At 69.4% G+C, this 15,876-nt stretch carries 15 protein-coding genes and 2 pseudogenes; 8 read left to right on the top strand and 9 right to left on the bottom strand.

All coding sequences use genetic code 11. The features are described from left to right. A partial coding sequence (locus I8N67_RS24635) for a maltotransferase domain-containing protein (RefSeq protein WP_307835359.1) occupies nt 1-588 on the bottom strand: 588 nt, incomplete at its 3' end. On the opposite strand from I8N67_RS24635, the gene I8N67_RS44300 reads away from it, so the two are divergent. Beyond that, nucleotides 470-793, top strand: a complete 324-nt coding sequence (locus I8N67_RS44300) for a hypothetical protein (protein ID WP_307835361.1) — start codon at nt 470-472, stop codon at nt 791-793. The two genes, I8N67_RS24635 and I8N67_RS44300, sit on opposite strands and share 119 nt — an antisense overlap. Nucleotides 794-977: 184 nt before the next feature. Here I8N67_RS44300 and I8N67_RS24630 read toward each other — a convergent pair whose 3' ends face one another. Then, complete coding sequence (locus tag I8N67_RS24630; protein WP_200305586.1) at nt 978-2,234, bottom strand: S8 family peptidase; 1,257 nt, start codon at nt 2,232-2,234, stop codon at nt 978-980. Nucleotides 2,235-2,644: 410 nt separating this feature from the next. Here I8N67_RS24630 and glgP point away from each other — a divergent pair, with 410 nt between their 5' ends. Then, nucleotides 2,645-5,275, top strand: coding sequence for an alpha-glucan family phosphorylase (gene glgP, locus I8N67_RS24625; protein WP_200305598.1), 2,631 nt, complete (start codon nt 2,645-2,647; stop codon nt 5,273-5,275). Nucleotides 5,276-5,339: 64 nt separating this feature from the next. On the opposite strand, the gene I8N67_RS24620 is transcribed toward glgP, so the two are convergent. The 4 genes and pseudogenes from I8N67_RS24620 to I8N67_RS24605 all read right to left on the bottom strand — a co-directional run bounded on the left by I8N67_RS24620 (nt 5,340) and on the right by I8N67_RS24605 (nt 8,326). Further along, nucleotides 5,340-5,591, bottom strand: a complete 252-nt coding sequence (locus I8N67_RS24620; RefSeq protein ID WP_200305584.1) for a DUF397 domain-containing protein — start codon at nt 5,589-5,591, stop codon at nt 5,340-5,342. A 37-nt stretch (nt 5,592-5,628) separates the two neighbouring features. Continuing rightward, a pseudogene (locus I8N67_RS24615) lies at nt 5,629-6,639 on the bottom strand (site-specific integrase); the annotation flags it as partial. After that, complete coding sequence (locus I8N67_RS24610) at nt 6,639-6,827, bottom strand: helix-turn-helix domain-containing protein (RefSeq protein WP_200305582.1); 189 nt, start codon at nt 6,825-6,827, stop codon at nt 6,639-6,641. The pseudogene I8N67_RS24615 and the gene I8N67_RS24610, both read right to left, overlap by 1 nt. Then, entirely contained in the window at nt 6,824-8,326 is a 1,503-nt protein-coding gene (locus I8N67_RS24605) for a replication initiator (protein WP_372443794.1), read from the bottom strand. Before I8N67_RS24605 ends, I8N67_RS24610 begins: the two co-directional genes overlap by 4 nt. 511 nt (nt 8,327-8,837) lie before the next feature. On the opposite strand from I8N67_RS24605, the gene I8N67_RS24600 reads away from it, so the two are divergent. From I8N67_RS24600 to I8N67_RS24575, 6 genes and pseudogenes are all read left to right on the top strand, one after another. After that, complete coding sequence (locus I8N67_RS24600) at nt 8,838-9,275, top strand: GntR family transcriptional regulator (protein ID WP_307835358.1); 438 nt, start codon at nt 8,838-8,840, stop codon at nt 9,273-9,275. Between the two features lie 654 nt (nt 9,276-9,929). Beyond that, nucleotides 9,930-10,313 (top strand): type II toxin-antitoxin system RelE/ParE family toxin, encoded by a 384-nt coding sequence (locus I8N67_RS24595; protein WP_200305580.1) that lies wholly within the window; start codon nt 9,930-9,932, stop codon nt 10,311-10,313. Beyond that, nucleotides 10,310-10,648 (top strand): helix-turn-helix domain-containing protein, encoded by a 339-nt coding sequence (locus I8N67_RS24590; RefSeq protein ID WP_200305578.1) that lies wholly within the window; start codon nt 10,310-10,312, stop codon nt 10,646-10,648. Before I8N67_RS24595 ends, I8N67_RS24590 begins: the two co-directional genes overlap by 4 nt. 35 nt (nt 10,649-10,683) lie before the next feature. Then, a pseudogene (locus I8N67_RS24585) lies at nt 10,684-10,899 on the top strand (helix-turn-helix domain-containing protein); the annotation flags it as partial. Nucleotides 10,900-11,069: 170 nt separating this feature from the next. Further along, complete coding sequence (locus I8N67_RS44665) at nt 11,070-11,450, top strand: EndoU domain-containing protein (RefSeq protein ID WP_200305574.1); 381 nt, start codon at nt 11,070-11,072, stop codon at nt 11,448-11,450. A gap of 19 nt (nt 11,451-11,469) precedes the next feature. After that, on the top strand, nt 11,470-11,718 hold the full coding sequence (locus tag I8N67_RS24575) for a MafI family immunity protein (protein WP_307835357.1): 249 nt from the start codon (nt 11,470-11,472) through the stop codon (nt 11,716-11,718). A gap of 226 nt (nt 11,719-11,944) precedes the next feature. Here I8N67_RS24575 and I8N67_RS24570 read toward each other — a convergent pair whose 3' ends face one another. From I8N67_RS24570 to I8N67_RS24560, 3 genes are all read right to left on the bottom strand, one after another. Continuing rightward, the gene (locus I8N67_RS24570) at nt 11,945-13,351 is read right to left on the bottom strand and encodes an AAA family ATPase (RefSeq protein ID WP_234046225.1); all 1,407 of its coding nucleotides are present in this window, start codon (nt 13,349-13,351) and stop codon (nt 11,945-11,947) included. A gap of 197 nt (nt 13,352-13,548) precedes the next feature. Then, a complete protein-coding gene (locus I8N67_RS24565; protein ID WP_200305568.1) occupies nt 13,549-14,085 on the bottom strand; it encodes a DUF1990 domain-containing protein in 537 nt (178 codons plus the stop codon). Between the two features lie 75 nt (nt 14,086-14,160). Further along, on the bottom strand, nt 14,161-15,822 hold the full coding sequence (locus I8N67_RS24560; protein WP_200305566.1) for a M4 family metallopeptidase: 1,662 nt from the start codon (nt 15,820-15,822) through the stop codon (nt 14,161-14,163). Nucleotides 15,823-15,876: the final 54 nt, after the last annotated feature.

The raw sequence follows: 15,876 nt of genomic DNA, 5'->3' as shown, positions 1-15,876 counted from the left end.
ACGGGCGGACGCGGGCCGGGTGGTGTCCCGCAGGGCGTTCACGGCGGTGAGGAGCACGCCGCGCCCGGCGGCCTGGTCGTCGGGGACCCCGGCGGCGGCACGACCGTAGAGGCGCGCGCCCTCCTCCAGGACCAGTTCGGTGTCGATGCCGGCCGGGACCTTGATCTGGGCATGGCGGCGCCAGGTGGTGATCGGGTCGCTCCAGCCCTCGACGGCGTAGGTCCAGCGGCCCTCGCTCGGTGCCAAGACGGTGGCGCCCCAGCGGTCGGTGCCGGGGGCGAGTTCGCGCATCGGGGTCCAGCCGGCCGGGCGGCCCTGCGGGTCCTTGAGCACGACATTGGCGGCGACCGCGTCGTGGCCCTCGCGGAAGACCACGGCCGAGACCTCGAACGCCTCGCCCACGACGGCCTTCGCCGGTCGGCGGCCGTGATGGACGGTCGGCCGTACGTCGAGGACCGGTATCCGGCCGATGGCCGGGGTGCCCGGCGGATGGACGGTTGTGGGTGTGGTTGGGGGTGCGCTTGTCGGTGCGGTCGTCGGTTGGGTCGGCGGAGCGGATTGCGCGGTGCTCGGCGCTGTGTCCGTCACCGTGCTCGGCGCCGTGCTTGGGGGCGCGTTCGTTGGTGTGTTTGTCGGCGCGGACGGATCGGTGCGCGCCGGGCGTGCGGGGCGCGCGTCGGTGCTGTCCGGCGTGGCGGCGGTGGTACTGGTCGTCGAGGGGGCTGACGAGTGGTGCGTGGCGGGCATGACCGCTCCTGTCCGCGTCAACGTGGGTGGGCGGATGAGGGTGTGAGGAGGTGGGGCCAACGGGACGTACCGGTGGAGCCTTCCCACAGGGTGCGGGTGGGCATTCCGGCACTTTGTTAACTACTCACGCGTATGTCTACACACAAGACCGGCCTCGTCCGAGAGGGGCGAGGCCGGTCACTGTAGTCGCTCTGGGTAAAGGGGCGTTCACCTGTGGTGTTACAGGCGCCCTAAGGATTGTCGACTTGGAGAAGTTTGTTCGGGGAGCCCGGATATCTGTCCTTGACCTTGCCCGAAACCGCGCGCCCCACCAGTGCCTTGGCCACTGCGGCCGGTGACGCCGACGGATGGTCGGCCAGGTACAGCGCGGCCGCGCCCGCCGCGTGCGGGGTCGCCATGGACGTACCCGAGTAGGTCGCCTTCCCGGTGTCGTTCTTGTTCGACGCGGAGGTGATGGACATGCCGGGGGCGAACAGGTCCAGGCTCGGGCCCCAGTTCGAGAAGTCGGCGCGGACGTCGTTCCTGCCGGTGGCGCCGACCGTGATCGCCTGCTTGACGCGGGCGGGCGAGTAGAGGTCCGCGGCGAGTGCGTCGTTGCCCGCGGCGACCGCGTAGGTGACCCCGGACGCTATGGAATTCCGTACGGCGGCGTCGAGCTGGGCGTTGCCGAATCCGCCCAGGCTCATGTTGGCCACGGCCGGTTTCCTCGCGTGCTCGGTGACCCAGTCGATACCGGCGATGACCTGGGCGGTCGTCCCCGCGCCGGCGTTGTCGAGGACACGTACGGAGACGACCTTCGCCTTCTTGGCGACGCCGTACCTGGTGCCGACGGCGGTGGCCGCGACATGGGTGCCGTGACCGTTGCCGTCCTGTGCCGTCCGGTCGTTCTGGACGAAGTCCCAGCCGTTGCTCGCCCGGCCGCCGAAGTCCTTGTGCGTGATCCGTATACCGGTGTCGATCACGTATACGGTGACGCCTTTGCCGGCCGACTCCGGCCAGGTGTAGCTCTTGTCGAGCGGCAGGTTCGACTGGTCCAGCCGGTCCAGGCCCCAGGACGGCGGATTCGGCTGGTTGTGGTCGTAGGTGACCCTTGTGTCCTGGACGACCGAGGCCACGCGGGAGTCCGCCGCGAGACGACTGGCCTGTTTCGCGCCGGTCCTCACGGAATATCCGTTCAGGACCGAGCTGTACATGTGGCCTATTTCCGCCCCGTACTTCTCCGCTATGCCCTTGCCGGCCTTCGACGGGGCCTTCGTCCCCGCCTTCAGTGTCACGATGTAACTGCCGCTGACGGAACCGGGACCACCGGCTCCGCCGACGTACCCCTCCGGAGCGGCGTGCGCGGGCGGGGCGATGGCCGAAAGCATCGCGGCCATGACGACCACGGTGACGGCCGCCGTGACGACCGCTGTGAGGTCTGCCGTCCGGCGCGGATGCCCTCCCGTCCAGCGCGGACGCCTGTTTCTCGCCTCTGGCGAATGGTGCATGTGTGAGAACCCCCTCCTCAACTCGGCGCACCGACACCAGGTTTCGCCGGAGGGCCGTCGAGGACGGCCCCCGGGCCCGCCCGGGTTCGGCCGAGGTCGGCCGGTACGCCACTGGGCAGCGTCTCGTGCGGTGTGAAGCGCCACAAGGTCGCACAGAGGGGCGGAATCGGCCATATCGCCCGTGGGGTACATGTGAAGGTTGCGGCTGGGTTGCGGCGAATTCAGGACTGAACGTGCGGCGGTGGACTGCCCGGCCGGGCGGCCGGGGTACGGATGCGCCGTAATCGCATACCGAAGGACGCGCCGTAGTTGCCGGGCCCGCGCGCCGCTACCGTCGGGGGTGACGAACGGGCGCACAGCGACAGTGCGTCCCCCGGCCCGTACGTCCTGGTGTGAAGGTGGAATCCTCCGTGAAGGCCATCCGCAGATTCACCGTCCGACCCGTCCTCCCCGAAGCCCTGCACCCGCTCAGCGAGCTGGCGCGCAATCTGCGCTGGTCCTGGCACGCGGAGACCCGTGACCTCTTCCAGTCGGTCGACACCGAGCGCTGGGCCGCGTCCGGCGGTGACCCCGTACGCCTCCTCGGCTCCGTCTCCACCCGGCGGCTGGCCGAACTCGCCGACGACCGGCGCTTCCTGCGCCGCCTGACGGCCGCCGCCGACGACCTGCGGGACTACGTCACCGGCGACCGCTGGTACCAGGGGCAGGCACAGATCACCGAACTCCCCGCCGCCATCGCCTACTTCTCGCCCGAGTTCGGCATCACGGCCGCTCTGCCGCAGTACTCCGGCGGCCTCGGCATCCTCGCCGGCGACCATCTGAAGGCGGCCAGCGACCTCGGCGTACCCCTCATCGGCGTAGGTCTCCTCTACCGGCACGGCTACTTCCGCCAGTCGCTCTCCCGCGACGGCTGGCAGCAGGAGCACTATCCGGTGCTGGATCCGAACGAACTGCCCCTGGTGCCGCTCCAGGAGGCCGACGGATCTCCCGCCCAGGTCAACCTGGCGTTGCCCGGCGGCCGTTGGCTGCACGCCCGCATCTGGCAGGCACAGGTGGGCCGCGTGCCTTTGCTGCTCCTGGACTCGGACGTCGAGGAGAACGACCTCGGCGAACGCGGCGTGACCGACCGGCTGTACGGCGGCGGCAGCGAACACCGTCTGCTCCAGGAGATGCTGCTCGGCATAGGAGGGGTACGGGCCGTGCGCACGTACTGCCGGCTCACCGGCCACGCGGGGCCCGAGGTCTTCCACACCAACGAGGGCCACGCCGGCTTCCTCGGCCTGGAACGCATCGCCGAACTCCGCGACGAGGGCCTCGACTTCGACGCCGGCCTGGAGGCGGTCAGGGCCGGCACGGTCTTCACCACCCACACCCCCGTCCCCGCCGGCATCGACCGCTTCGACCGCGAGCTGGTGGCCCGGCACTTCGGCCCCGACGCCGAACTCCCGCGCATCGACGTCGAACACATCCTGGGCCTCGGCATGGAGACGTACTCGGGCGGCGACCCGAACGTCTTCAACATGGCGGTCATGGGACTACGGCTCGCGCAGCGGGCCAACGGCGTCTCGGTGCTGCACGGCCAGGTCAGCCGGGAGATGTTCTCGGGCCTGTGGCCGGGCTTCGACCCGGAGGAGGTGCCGATCACCTCGGTGACCAACGGGGTGCACGCCCCGACCTGGGTCGCCCCGGAGGTCTTCCGCCTCGGCTCCCGCCAGATCGGCGCCGAACGGACCGAGGACGCCATGACGGTCGGCGGCTCGGACCGCTGGGACGCGGTCGGGGACATCCCCGACCAGGACGTCTGGGAGCTGCGCAGAAACCTGCGCGAGCAGCTGGTGACGGAAGTACGGGAACGCATGTACGCCTCCTGGCGTCAGCGCGGCGCCGGTACGGCCGAACTGGGCTGGATCGACGGCGTGTTGGACCCGGACGTCCTGACCATCGGCTTCGCGCGCCGCGTCCCCTCGTACAAGCGTCTGACCCTGATGCTGCGCGACCAGGACCGCCTGATGGATCTGCTGCTGCACGCGGAGCGGCCGGTGCAGATCGTGGTCGCGGGCAAGGCCCATCCGGCGGACGACGGCGGCAAACGCCTGATCCAGGAGCTGGTGCGCTTCGCGGACGACCCGCGCGTACGCCACCGCATCGTCTTCCTCCCCGACTACGGCATGGCGATGGCCCAGAAGCTCTATCCCGGCTGTGACGTCTGGCTGAACAATCCGCTGCGACCGCTGGAGGCGTGCGGCACGAGCGGAATGAAGGCGGCGCTGAACGGCTGCCTGAACCTGTCCGTCCTGGACGGCTGGTGGGACGAGTGGTTCCAGCCGGACTTCGGCTGGGCCATCCCGACGGCCGACGGTACGGCGATGGACGAGGACCGCCGGGACGACGTGGAGTCGGCGGCCCTGTACGACCTGCTGGAACAGCGGGTGGCACCGCGCTTCTACGAACACGGCCAGGGCGGCCTGCCCGACCGCTGGATCGAGATGGTCCGCCAGACGCTGACGCATCTGGGGCCGAAGGTGCTGGCGGGCCGGATGGTCCGTGAATACGTCGAACGCCTCTACGCCCCGGCCGCCCGCGCCCATCGGTCCCTGACCCCGGACGTGGCACGGGAGTCGGCGCAGTGGAAGGCGAAGGTCCGGGGCTCGTGGCACCGGGTGACGGTGGACCACGTCGAGACCTCGGCCGCCCCCACGAGCACGGCGGCGGAACTCGGCGCGACGCTGGTCCTCCGCGTACGGGTCGGCCTCGGCGACCTCGCCCCGGACGACGTCGAGGTCCAGGCGGTCTCCGGCCGCGTCGACCTGGAGGACCGCATCACCGACGCGACCCACGCTCCGCTGAAACCGGCGAGCGGCCCCGACGAGGAGGGCCGCTGGCTCTACGAGGGCCCCCTGGCCCTCGACCGCACCGGCTCCTTCGGCTACACGGTCCGCATCCTGCCGGCCCACCGCCTGCTGGCCTCGGCGGCGGAACTGGGGTTGGTGGCGGTGCCGTCCGAGGGGGCGGTGGAGGGGGCGGGGGTGTTGATGCGGTGAGGCTTTCGGGCGGGGTGGCTGGTGATGGGGTCACCTCGCCCGGGTCCGGGATCTCGGGCATCGCTCAGCCGCTGTGCCCTGCCAGGAACGCCGACCAGGTGGTGGGGGAGAGGGTGAGGTGGGGGCCGGTGGGGTTCTTGGAGTCGCGGATGCGGATGGTGTGGGGGGTGCAGGGGCAGGTGGCTATCTCCAGGCATTGGCCGCCTTCGCCGCTGCTGTGCGATGACTTGCGCCAGGTGTAGGCGGCTTCGAGGCATTCGCCGCCTTCGCCGTCGCTGTAGCTCGACTTGAACCAGCTCAGCTGCTCCACGTTCATCGCCCTTCCAGCATCTTCTCGATCAGGTCCAGGGACTCGTACGGGTTGAGGGGTCGAGCGGCCTGCCCTTCGGGGTGGTGAAGACGAGGCCGTTGTCCGTCCAGCCCGTTCCGGCTGTCTGACGTTCTTCCTGCTGCCGTTCCTGGTGGATCTTGAGGGAGCTGATGCATTCGGTGGGGAGGGCGATGCGGCGCTCGGAGGCCAAGGTCTTGGTGTTCAGGACGGTCAGACCCTGGCTGTGGGTCCGCTGGAGGGAGCGGTGGATGGTGGCGGTGCCGTCGTCGAGGTCGAGGTCTTCCCGGTGGAGGCCGAGGAGTTCGCCTTTGCGGAGTCCGGTGTGCAGAGCGAGTTCGTACAGGTCGTGAAGCCGGTCGCTGTTGGCCGCACGGAGGAACTGCCGGGCTTCGGTGGCGGTGAGGGGCTGGAAACGCCGGGGGCGGGGCGTGGTCGTCTTGACGTTCCGGGCGACGTTGCGCGGCAGTTCGTCCTCGCGGACGGCATGTTCCAGGGCGGACTTGAGGACCGCGTGGACGTACGTCACGGTCAGCGGCGAGAGCCGCTTTCCGCAGCACTGGCCGATGGCGCAGCAGGACCGTTGGACGGAGTCCCGTTTCTGGGCGCAGCACTGGCAGGTGGTGCGGAGCCCGTCGAGGAAGGTGCGCACGTCGCGGGTGGTGAGCCGGGCGAGCTTCTTCGTACCGAGGCCGGGATTGAGGTGGAGACGGATGGAGGCCGCGTAGCGGGTGTGGGTGTTCTCCCGCAGGTGGTGCACGGCGACGCCGTCCAGCCAGTACGCGAGATAGGCGCTCACGGTGCTGTCGGCCGCCGCGACGGGGAGACCGCGGTTGCTGGCGGCGATCTTCTCGGTGAGCTTGGTCATCGCGTCTTTGCGGGTAGCACCGTAGACACGGACGCGCTTGCGGGTGTTGCCGGGGGCCAGCACGTATCCAGCGGCTTCCCACCGTCCGTCCTTGCGCTGGTAGACGGTCCGGTCGCCGTTCCCACGGGTGCGGGAGCGGCGGGACGAAGCGGGGCGGGCAGTGGTCATCAGGCGGCTTCCTGTTCCAGGCGGGTGCGGATGAAGTCGGTGAGGGCGTGGGTGGGGATGCGGCGGGCGCGGCCGAGGGTGAGGGAGGGGAGTTGGTGGGTGCGCAGCAGGTCGTAGACGGCGGTGCGGCTGAGTTGGAGGCGTTCCATGACCTGGGGGACGGTGAGGAGTTCGGTGTCGGCGGTCACGCGACGGCTCCCGTCCGGTCGGCGCCGGACGGCTGGCGACCGGAGTGACCGGGGCCGTCTGGGCGACTTTCGGTGGGCCGGGTAGGCCGCTTGGCTTCCATGAGGTTCGCGAGGTGGGCGAGTTCGGGCAGGAGGCCGGTTCCGGCGTACTGCCAATGCGAGATGACGAGGGTCGTGTCCGCGTTACCGCGCTGACCGGCCGTATCGGCACAGGGACCGGCTCGGTGACCGGCGGTCAGGTCACTGCGGTCATCGCGGTCACCATGCCGGTCAGCGACCGGCTGCCCGCTGGTGGGCAGGTTGCTGCCGACGGCCGTCTGCTCGGCGCGCGGGCCGACCGGGGCCGGAGCAGCGGCGTCAGCTTGACGGGTGCGCCAGGTGGTGCGTTCGGCGCGGAGGTGCGCGAGGGTGGTGGAGTAGTGGCGGGTGCGGGTGGAGAAGTGGCCTCGGAAGCCGAGCATGTGGGCCCATTGGCGCAGGCGGAGGTGGGCGTGCTGGGGCCTGGTGGCGAGGCGCCAGGCGGTGTGGATCATGCGGCGGGCGTGGTCGGTGATGTCGTGGGTGGCGAGTTCGGCGAGCAGTCGGAGGCGGTGGTCGAGGGTGCCGGTGGTGGTCTCGGCGCCTTTGGTGGCGTACTTGGCGATGTAGGCGGCGACGTGCCGCTCGGTGACCGGGCCGCCACCGGTGAAGTCCGTGCTGCGGATCGCGCGGACATCGATCTGCCGCCCGAACCGGAACACCGGTCGATTGCTCTGGCCGGTCTCCCCGGCTCCGGTCGTGTGTCCGGCGGGCTGCGGCTGGCCTTCATGCGCGATGCGGGTGCGTGTGGCGGCGGCGCGGACGGCGTGGTCGAGGAGTTGGGTGGTGGCCCAGGCGGGTGGTGTGCTGGCGGGTCCGGTGGGTCCGTCGAGGCGGATGACAGCATGGAAGTGGACCTGGCCGCGTTTTTGGTACTCGGCGACCTTGGCGTAGGAGAGCGTGGCGTGGTGTCGCAGCGCGCGTTGGGTGAGGCCGGTGGCTTTGGCGATCTCGCGGCGTAGGTGGGTGGTGAAGCGGGCCCACAGGGCGGGGGCGTGCGCGTTCCAGAGCACCGCTCCGGTGTAGTCGTAGCGGTCGGGGTCGAGCGGGGCGCCCAGCAACCGGTCGTTGTCGGGGTGGGTGTGGCCGCAGTGGCAGCGGCCGGTGTCGGGCTGGTTGTGGACGGGGCCGAAGCCGGGGGCGGTGAGGGTGGCGAACACGCGCGGGTGCGCGGCCACGCTGGTGGGGACGGTCTTGCCGCCGCGGAGTCCGGCGGCGATGAGTTGGTAGGTGTCGTAGCGGTAGACGGTGGAGCAGGCGGGGCAGCGGGTGGCACGCCGGTTGCCGCAGCGGACCAAGAGTTCGCCCGCCGGGAGTTGACCGGAGTCGTAGTGGTCGAGGATCTCGCCGGTGGCGGTGTGGAGGTGGGTGCGGTGCCCGGTGAGGCGGATCGGGTGCGCGCAGCCGCCGAGTCCGGCTATCTGTCGTGTGAGGGGTGCGAGTTGGGGTGGCGGCGAGCTTCGCCAGCTTGGCGGTGAGCCTGGCGCGGCGCTCCAGCGCCGACCGCCCTGCCGCCGCCGAGGCGGTGGCGTCCGCCGGGCAGGTCGGCGTCGTGAACGCCGACGACGGACGCGAGGCGGCTGGAACGGTCGCGGGGTACGGGAGTTGGAGTTGTGCGGGCATGCGGGAAGGGCCTTTCGGCGGGAGCGCGGAAGCGGTATGGCGCGGGGCGGCGTGGGCAGGCCGAAGTGATCGGCTCACAGGGGAACGGGGGCGCCTCGAAGTTGGGCGCGGGGGCCAGACCCAGGGGCTGGTCGGCGGGGCGCGGTGGTGATCACCGGCGGGTGCGTGACGTTAACATCGCCTCACCGGCGCATTCAAGTGCATCCCTCCTGATTCCTTTCTTGGGGGTGGTGGGACGCGGGTAGTGTGGGGCCGGCTTCCCGGTTTGGACGGGCCGGATTTCGCTGGTAGAGGGCGTGGAAAGCGGGGGTGACCGGCGTGGTGGTGGGGCGGCGCGGGCGCAGGCCGGCGGGCAGAGGGGTGCAGCTGACGTTCGAGGTCATCGCCGAGTCCTTGCGGGAGCGCATCCGCTCCGGTGGGTTGCGGCCGGGGGACGCGTTGCCGACGCAGGCCGTGTTGATGCGGGAGTTCGGGGCGGCGAGCCTGACCGTGCAGAAGGCCATGGCCCTGTTGAAGCAGGAGGGGTGGGCGGTCTCCCGCCCCGGCAAGGGCGCCTTCGTCGCCCACCACGACCACCCCGACGGAGCCGATGACCTCGATGAACCAGAGGGGACCGCCCCCGTCGGCGGGACGACGGCCCGCGTCGAGGCGCTGGAACAGACGCTGGCCGAGGCTGTTCAGCAGATCGCCGACCTTCGTGGCCGCGTCGAAGCCCTGGAGTCGGGCGGAGGCGAGCCGGGCCGCTGATCCGCCGTACCGGGGTGGTCCGGGTGTGTGCGTTCAGATTTTCTCTACGAGGTTCAAGGCGGGCCCCGCCCGCCGGAGCTGGCAGCCGTCGCCGACGGTCCCGCCGTTCACTCGGGCGGTCTGCACTGCAGGTGGCGAGCCGCCTCGGCAGCCGGGGCGTGATCCAGGGCTGCGGGAGCGGCAATCGGCCTGGTCGCAGGGCTGACCGTAACTGGGCTCCTGGCGGAGCAAGTTGTCGCCCACGACCGTCCTACGGTCGGATCGCAGGCACATGGCCGACCAGGGGACCGACCCTCACGCCCGCCGCCGGACTCTCCGAGGGCGGTGGCCTGCGTCGCCTCCGGCGGGGAGCGAAGCTCCCGGCCACCCGTCGGAGGTCGCCCCCTCCCGCCCCGGCCCCGCGCCGCCGGGCTGGGCGACGTACCAGCCCGGCCGTACGCTGCCTCTCCCGCGCGGGCCCGATCCTGCCGAAAGAAGCCGACCCTGCGCCGCCTCGGCAGGTTGCCGCTGGTTTGCGGGCGGCGCCGTGGCGGTGAGGACGAAGGGGGGAGTACGTGGGTGTGCGACGCTGGAGTGGCTGCGATCGCGGCGACGGCACACGACCTGAACTTCGAAGTCGCGCTCTCGCGACCCGTGCCATATATCATCGGCGCTATGGATAGCGGGCGGTACTCGATCGAGATCGAGCCGGAGGTGCGGCTGTGGCTGGAGAACATTCCCGCCCATCACTACAAGCAGGCCGAACGCGTCGCCGACCTGCTCGCCGAGCAGCCCACCACGCTCGACGAACCGCACTCCCGCCACCTGGGCGGCAAGCTCCGCGAGCTGCGCTTCCGCCTGGGCGATGCCCACCAGCGGATCACCTACTGGCTGGCGCCCGGCCGACGTGTCGTGCTGCTCACCGTGTTCCGCAAGGCCAAGATGCGCGAGCAGGCCGAAGTGGACCGCGCCCACGCCGCACAGCGATTGTGCGAGGCAGAGCATGAAGCCGCCGCCGAGCACGACCTCTACAGCCGCAATCTCAAGGAGAACCGATGAACCACAGCGAATGGAGGACCCGTCGCCACCGCCAGCTGCTGGGCGAACACCTGGACGCTGACCCCGAGTACGACCGGGTCTACGAAGAGGCCGGCCTCGCCATGACGTTGGGCAAGGCCGTCTACGACCGGCGTAAGCAGCTGGGTCTGAGCGAGGCCGATCTCGCCGAGCGCATGCACGTCGGCGTCGATGACATCGAAGGCATCGAGACGGCCACCGAGCTGCCGCCCATCGCGGTCATCATGCGCCTGGCCCGCGCACTGGACCTCACGGTGGACGTGCACCTCGCCGGCGGAGACGAGCCCACCGTCACCATCGTCGCCCCAGCGGCCTGAGGCGGGGAGGAACCGTGCAGGACCCGCCTTCCGCGCTCGCCCGTGAGCTCGGGCAACTCGTCCACGACCGGCGCATCGAGCTCGGGCTGTCCCAGGCCGAGCTGGCCGGGCGGTGCGGGATGAAGCAGCCGCAGATCTCCCGCTTCGAAGGCGGCGGGACCGTGCCCACGCTTCCCCTCCTGCGCCGCCTGGCTCAGGCTCTCGGCGCCGACCTGACCATCAGCCTCACCCCGCACGACGAAGCCGCTTGACACGCATTCGGAATTCCTGGAATTTCCCAGGCGGTGTAGACCACTGACGGCAGTAGTGACGGCAACACCAGCAGACACCAGCGCACGAGCACGAACATCCGGCGACTGCCAAATCGCTCGCTGGCCAGCAAACTTGCCGGTAGGGGCGGCCTGGCCTGCACACGTACTATGTGCTGGCGGGGAATACGCCACTGCTTGTTCACAACAGCAACTGTTCTGGCATCGGTCGCGAATTGATTGGCGGGCAAGAGCAGTTCCATATCATTCACGGTGACAGAACGGGTGGCGGCCATAAGTGGCCGGGACAGCCGGGGAAGTCTGTCTTTCCGCGCGGCTGGGACACTGACAAGATCCTTGACAGTGTGGCCGACGTGGCGACGAGTCCCAACAGCGTTAGAACGCAGCAGACAGGCCGAGCCGGATCCCTGTATACGAGGAACCAGGATCCGTCGCGGTGGAAGATTGAAGGAGTAGTGGACGGCGTGAACATCAGGGTCATTTACGAACCTGCAACGGATCGAATTGTGACCGGCTTTCCGTACCAGCCTTGATGGAGGAGCAGTGGAAGCCGTGGGGTACGTCACCGTGATCAAAGAACTGCTAGAGGAATCGCCCATTACTGCGTCTTCGGTCGCAGTCGATGTGCGCGACCTTCTGACGGCTGGAGAGTTCGCCCTAGCTTTCGACACCATGTGCTCATGGATTTACGAGGACGAATTGCCGATCAGTGAAGAGTATTACGCGCGTCTTGTTCGGCTGTCGGAGGATCTTGGGTCTCTCGATCTAATCGAGCGAATGCGTGAGCTGGTCGCGAGATAGTTGAGTACGTTCCTCTCGTCTATCGCCGCTTCGTGATCTTGTGGTGTGGGCCGAATGGGAGTGAGCGACCGCAAATGTGAAGCCCCGCCAGGTGAACCCTGGCGGAGCTTCACATTGCGCTCTGACGGCAGTAGTTGACGGCAACGTCAGCGGACGGGGGCTGCGCAGAGCAGTGGGTCGTTACGCCAGGCGAGGGTGGAGCATGGTCTCCCGAAAACCTGAGTTCTCAGGCCGCGATGCCGTACAACGTGGGCAGGTCTACCAGGAGCACGTCCCGACGGCGCTTCGCGAGTTCCTTCACGTCGGCGTGGAACCCGGACAGGGAGAACAGGGCGAGAGTCACCCCGCTCGTGTCGTATCCCTGCTCGGTCAGCAAGTCCCTGATGCGTTCCAGCCGTTGAAGGTCGGTCGTTCCGCGACGCGCCGCCGTTGCCTTGGCCTCGCCCAGCAGTGCGATGCGGGCGCGTGGCGACTGGGGGCGTTCGCCGAGGGCCAGGGCGATGACGTCCACCTCGTGTTTGGTGCGGGCTGCGGCGTCGGGGACTTCTGTGGTGCCGACGGGGCCGGGGAGGCCGCCGGGGAGGACTGTGTGGGCGTAGCGGCGCGTCCAGGTCCGGGCCAGTTCTTCGAAGTGAGGGCCCAGGATCTTGGAGTTGAACGTGGGGAGGGAGGTCTGCCAGATTTCCTCGGCATAGCCCTCTTCCATGGCCGCCGCCTGGGGGAGCGTGATGAGCTGGTTGAAGCGGATCAGTGGGTCCGTGAGGGTGATGACGGGGTGGCGGGCGCGGAGAAGGTCCTGCTCGCGGTGGATGTAGCCCGTTGACTCCAGGACGTCCAATGGATGCGTGACGGCGTTGCGCTGGCGGCCGAGGGCGGCGCCGATCTTGCTGGGAGTGCTCGCACCCTGTGCGATGGCGGAGAGGATGTCGTAGTACAGGGTGTGCTGAGTGATGCGGGGGTCTTCGCGCAGGAGGTACTCGGTCTCCGTGGGGGAGTAGACCGCCCGGCCCGGGTCGAGCAGGGTCCGTGTCACCCACTCGTCGAAGTCGGCGCCGGGGTCCGGACGACCGGCGAGGGTGTGGTAGCCGGCGGCGCCGCCCAGGACCGCGTGGACGCGGAGCGCGATCAGTGGGTCGTCGATCTGCCAGAACCGCTTGCTCATACGGAAGTCGAAGGCTCCGAGGCGTAGGTCGATGACGGCGCGTCCGCGCAGGGGTTTCGTACCCGACAGCAGTTCGTGCATGACGCTCATGGCGGATCCGCACAGGATGATCCGCGCGCCGACGCCCTCGTCCCACTGGTGCTCGTCGTAGAGGAACTGGATCAGGCCCGGGAGTTCCGGCGAGTGCTGGAGCAGATACGGGAGTTCGTCGATGATCACCAAGGGGGTCGCGGAGCTGCGGGCCGCGACGTCCAGAGCGTTGGTCAGAACCTCTCGCCAGTCAGGCAGGATCAGGGTTCCCGGGCGGAGGCCCGCGTGTGCGGCGATCGCTTCGCTGAAACGCCGCAGAGCCGGCAGACGGCCTTCCTCTCGGACCGCGGTGACATACAGACCGCCGTATTCCTTGCACAGGGCCCGTAGGAGGAAGGACTTGCCATGGCGTCGCCGACCGGACACGATGCCGAGCCGCATCTCGGGCGACGGGTCGCTGAGAAAATCGGTGAGCAGTGCCCATTCTCGATCGCGGTCGACCAGCCTGCCGGGCTTGGCGGGAAGGGGTAGGCGCTGAGCGCCACGTTCTCCCACAGGGAGACTCCTGCCTGTCGACTGTGCAGATCTCGTCTAAGCGTACTTAGACAGAATTTGGCACAGTCCGCTACAGCGGAAGTTCACTCCTTCGGGTCCCCAGCCAGCCTCCGCAACACCACCCCGCACCGCCGCGCATACGCGTGCTGCAATCCCCTCGTGGCGGCGCCGCCCGCGCGGGCGTACCACTTTGCGCCGCGGCTGAAGGCGGTCACGGTCAGCCAGACCGTGCCGTCGCCTGTGCGGTCGACGATGAAGGCTTCCTCGCCGCATTCGGGGTGGCCCGGGAGGGTGCCGTAGGCCCAGCCCTTGCGGCGGGGTTCGTTGACTGTCCAGACGACGCGGCAGGGGGCCTTGATGAGGCCGGCCAGTGTCACCGTCACGTCGACGCCCGGGGACGCTTCGGGGGCGGAGGCTTGGATGCCTACACCCATCGCTCGGTGCATCTCCCAGGTGAGGACCGTGTGGGCGGCGCGTTCGAAGACGTCGACGCCCTCGCCGATGCGGGTGCGGACGTGGAGGGGGTTGAAGCCGGGCGGGCAGTGGCCCTCGTGGGTCGCGCCGACGGCCTCGTAGGTGAAGCCGTCCGGGAACGGGAGTGAGCCGTCGGTGTGGGACATGGTCCAAAGACTAGGGCGGCACCCGGAGTCGCCTTCTCTCCGGGTACCGCCCCGAGCCGGACCGTTATGCGGGTGTCACGCCGTGACGTTGACCGCCGCCCACGCCGCGTTCACCGCCGCGTACTCCGTGCTGGCGGCGCCGTAGAGGGAGGACGCCGCGTTCAGGGTCGCCGTACGCGCGCCCTTGTAGTTGGTCGTCGACGTCATGTACGTGGTCAGCGCCTTGTACCAGATCTGGACGGCCTTGTCGCGGCCGATGCCCGTGATCGTGGCGCCGTTGGAGGTGGGGGAGTTGTAAGAGACCCCGTTGATCGTCTTCGAGCCGCTGCCCTCGCTCAGCAGGAAGAAGAAGTGGTTCGCCGGGCCCGACGAGTAGTGGACGTCCAAGCCCCCGAGCGACGACGACCAGTAGTTGGCCGACGAGCCGTCCTTGCTCGGCTGGTCCATGTAACGCAGCGGCGAGCCGTCGCTGTTGATGTCGATCTTCTCGCCGATGAGGTAGTCGCCGACGTCCTTGGTGTTGGCGGCGTAGAACTCGACCGCCGTGCCGAAGATGTCGGAGGTGGCCTCGTTCAGGCCGCCGGACTCGCCGGAGTAGTTCAGGCCCGCCGTGTTGGCGGTCAGGCCGTGGCTCATCTCGTGGCCGGCCACGTCGAGCGAGGTCAGCGGCTTGACGTTGCCCTCGCCGTCGCCGTACGTCATGCAGAAGCAGCTGTCGGACCAGAAGGCGTTGACGTACGCGTTGCCGTAGTGGACGCGGGAGTAGGCGGCGACGCCGTTGTTCTTGATGCCGTTGCGGCCGAGGACGTTCTTGTAGAAGTCCCAGGTGACCTGGGCGCCGTAGTGGGCGTCCACCGCGGCGTTCTGGTCGGTCGAGGAGCTGGTGGCGGTGCCGGTGCCCCAGACGTCGTTCGCGTCGGTGAAGAGCGTGCCGGCCGAGGACGATGTGGCGCGGGCCTTGTTGTACGTCTTGTGGCTGCCGCGCGCGGCGTCGGTCAGGTTGTACGTCGAGCCCGACAGGGTCGTGCCGATGGTGACCGAGCCGTTGTACTGGCTGTTGCCGCTGCCGGTCTGGATGGCCTCGAACTCGTACAGCTTCTTGCCGGTCTCCGCGTCGGTGATGACGTGGAGCTCCTGCGGGGTGCCGTCGTGCTGGAAGCCGCCGACGACCGTCTCGTAGGCGAGGGCGGGCTTGCCGTCCGCCGCCCAGACGACCTTGCGCGGGGCCTTGTCGGCCGCGGTCCTGGTGGAGCCCTCGGCCTTGGCGGCCTTGAGCGCCTGCTTCTCGGCGGTGGCCTTGGTGACGTCCGCGGTGAGGTCGGCGACCTTCACGGCGGCCTTCGTGGCCTTGGTGACGCTTCTGATGTCACCGGCCTTGGACTCGTGGACGACCAGGTCGCCGCCGAGGACCGGAAGGCCGCCGTAGGTGCGCTCGTAGCGTGTGTGGACCGTGCCGTCGGCGTCCTTGAGGACGTCACGGACGACGAGCTCCTCCTTGGTGCCCAGGCCTATCTCGTCGGCGGTGTCGCCCGTGGCGGCGTCCGCCTGCTTGATCAGGGAGGTGCGCGCGGCGGGGGTCAGCGGGACCGGGGCACCGGCCGGCCGGGCCTTGTCCGCGACGGGCGCGGGATGGGCGGTGGCACCGGAGGTCAGGCCGGTGGTCAGCAGCGCTCCGGCGGCGACAGCGGTCGCGATGGCCAGCGTGGTGCGCTGGTGACGCGCGTAGAACGGAGTCACTCATGCTCCTTGGTGGGGGAGACCGGGCGGTATGGGGTCCGCCCGGTGCATCTG

The organism is Streptomyces adelaidensis, from assembly GCF_016598475.1.
Classification (GTDB): Bacteria; Actinomycetota; Actinomycetes; order Streptomycetales; family Streptomycetaceae; genus Streptomyces; species Streptomyces adelaidensis.
The sequence above is the reverse complement of the archived record's forward strand: the minus strand, read 5'-3'. Positions and strand labels throughout refer to the sequence as shown.

Bases quoted from the DNA above. Each gene is read 5' to 3' on its own strand.
- I8N67_RS44300 (WP_307835361.1), top strand. From the start codon at position 470: ATGGCCGGGGTGCCCGGCGGATGGACGGTTGTGGGTGTGGTTGGGGGT.
- I8N67_RS24630 (WP_200305586.1), bottom strand. From the start codon at position 2,234: ATGCACCATTCGCCAGAGGCGAGAAACAGGCGTCCGCGCTGGACGGGA.
- I8N67_RS24620 (WP_200305584.1), bottom strand. From the start codon at position 5,591: ATGAACGTGGAGCAGCTGAGCTGGTTCAAGTCGAGCTACAGCGACGGC.
- I8N67_RS24595 (WP_200305580.1), top strand. From the start codon at position 9,930: ATGGATAGCGGGCGGTACTCGATCGAGATCGAGCCGGAGGTGCGGCTG.
- I8N67_RS24590 (WP_200305578.1), top strand. From the start codon at position 10,310: ATGAACCACAGCGAATGGAGGACCCGTCGCCACCGCCAGCTGCTGGGC.
- I8N67_RS24570 (WP_234046225.1), bottom strand. From the start codon at position 13,351: ATGCGGCTCGGCATCGTGTCCGGTCGGCGACGCCATGGCAAGTCCTTC.
- I8N67_RS24565 (WP_200305568.1), bottom strand. From the start codon at position 14,085: ATGTCCCACACCGACGGCTCACTCCCGTTCCCGGACGGCTTCACCTAC.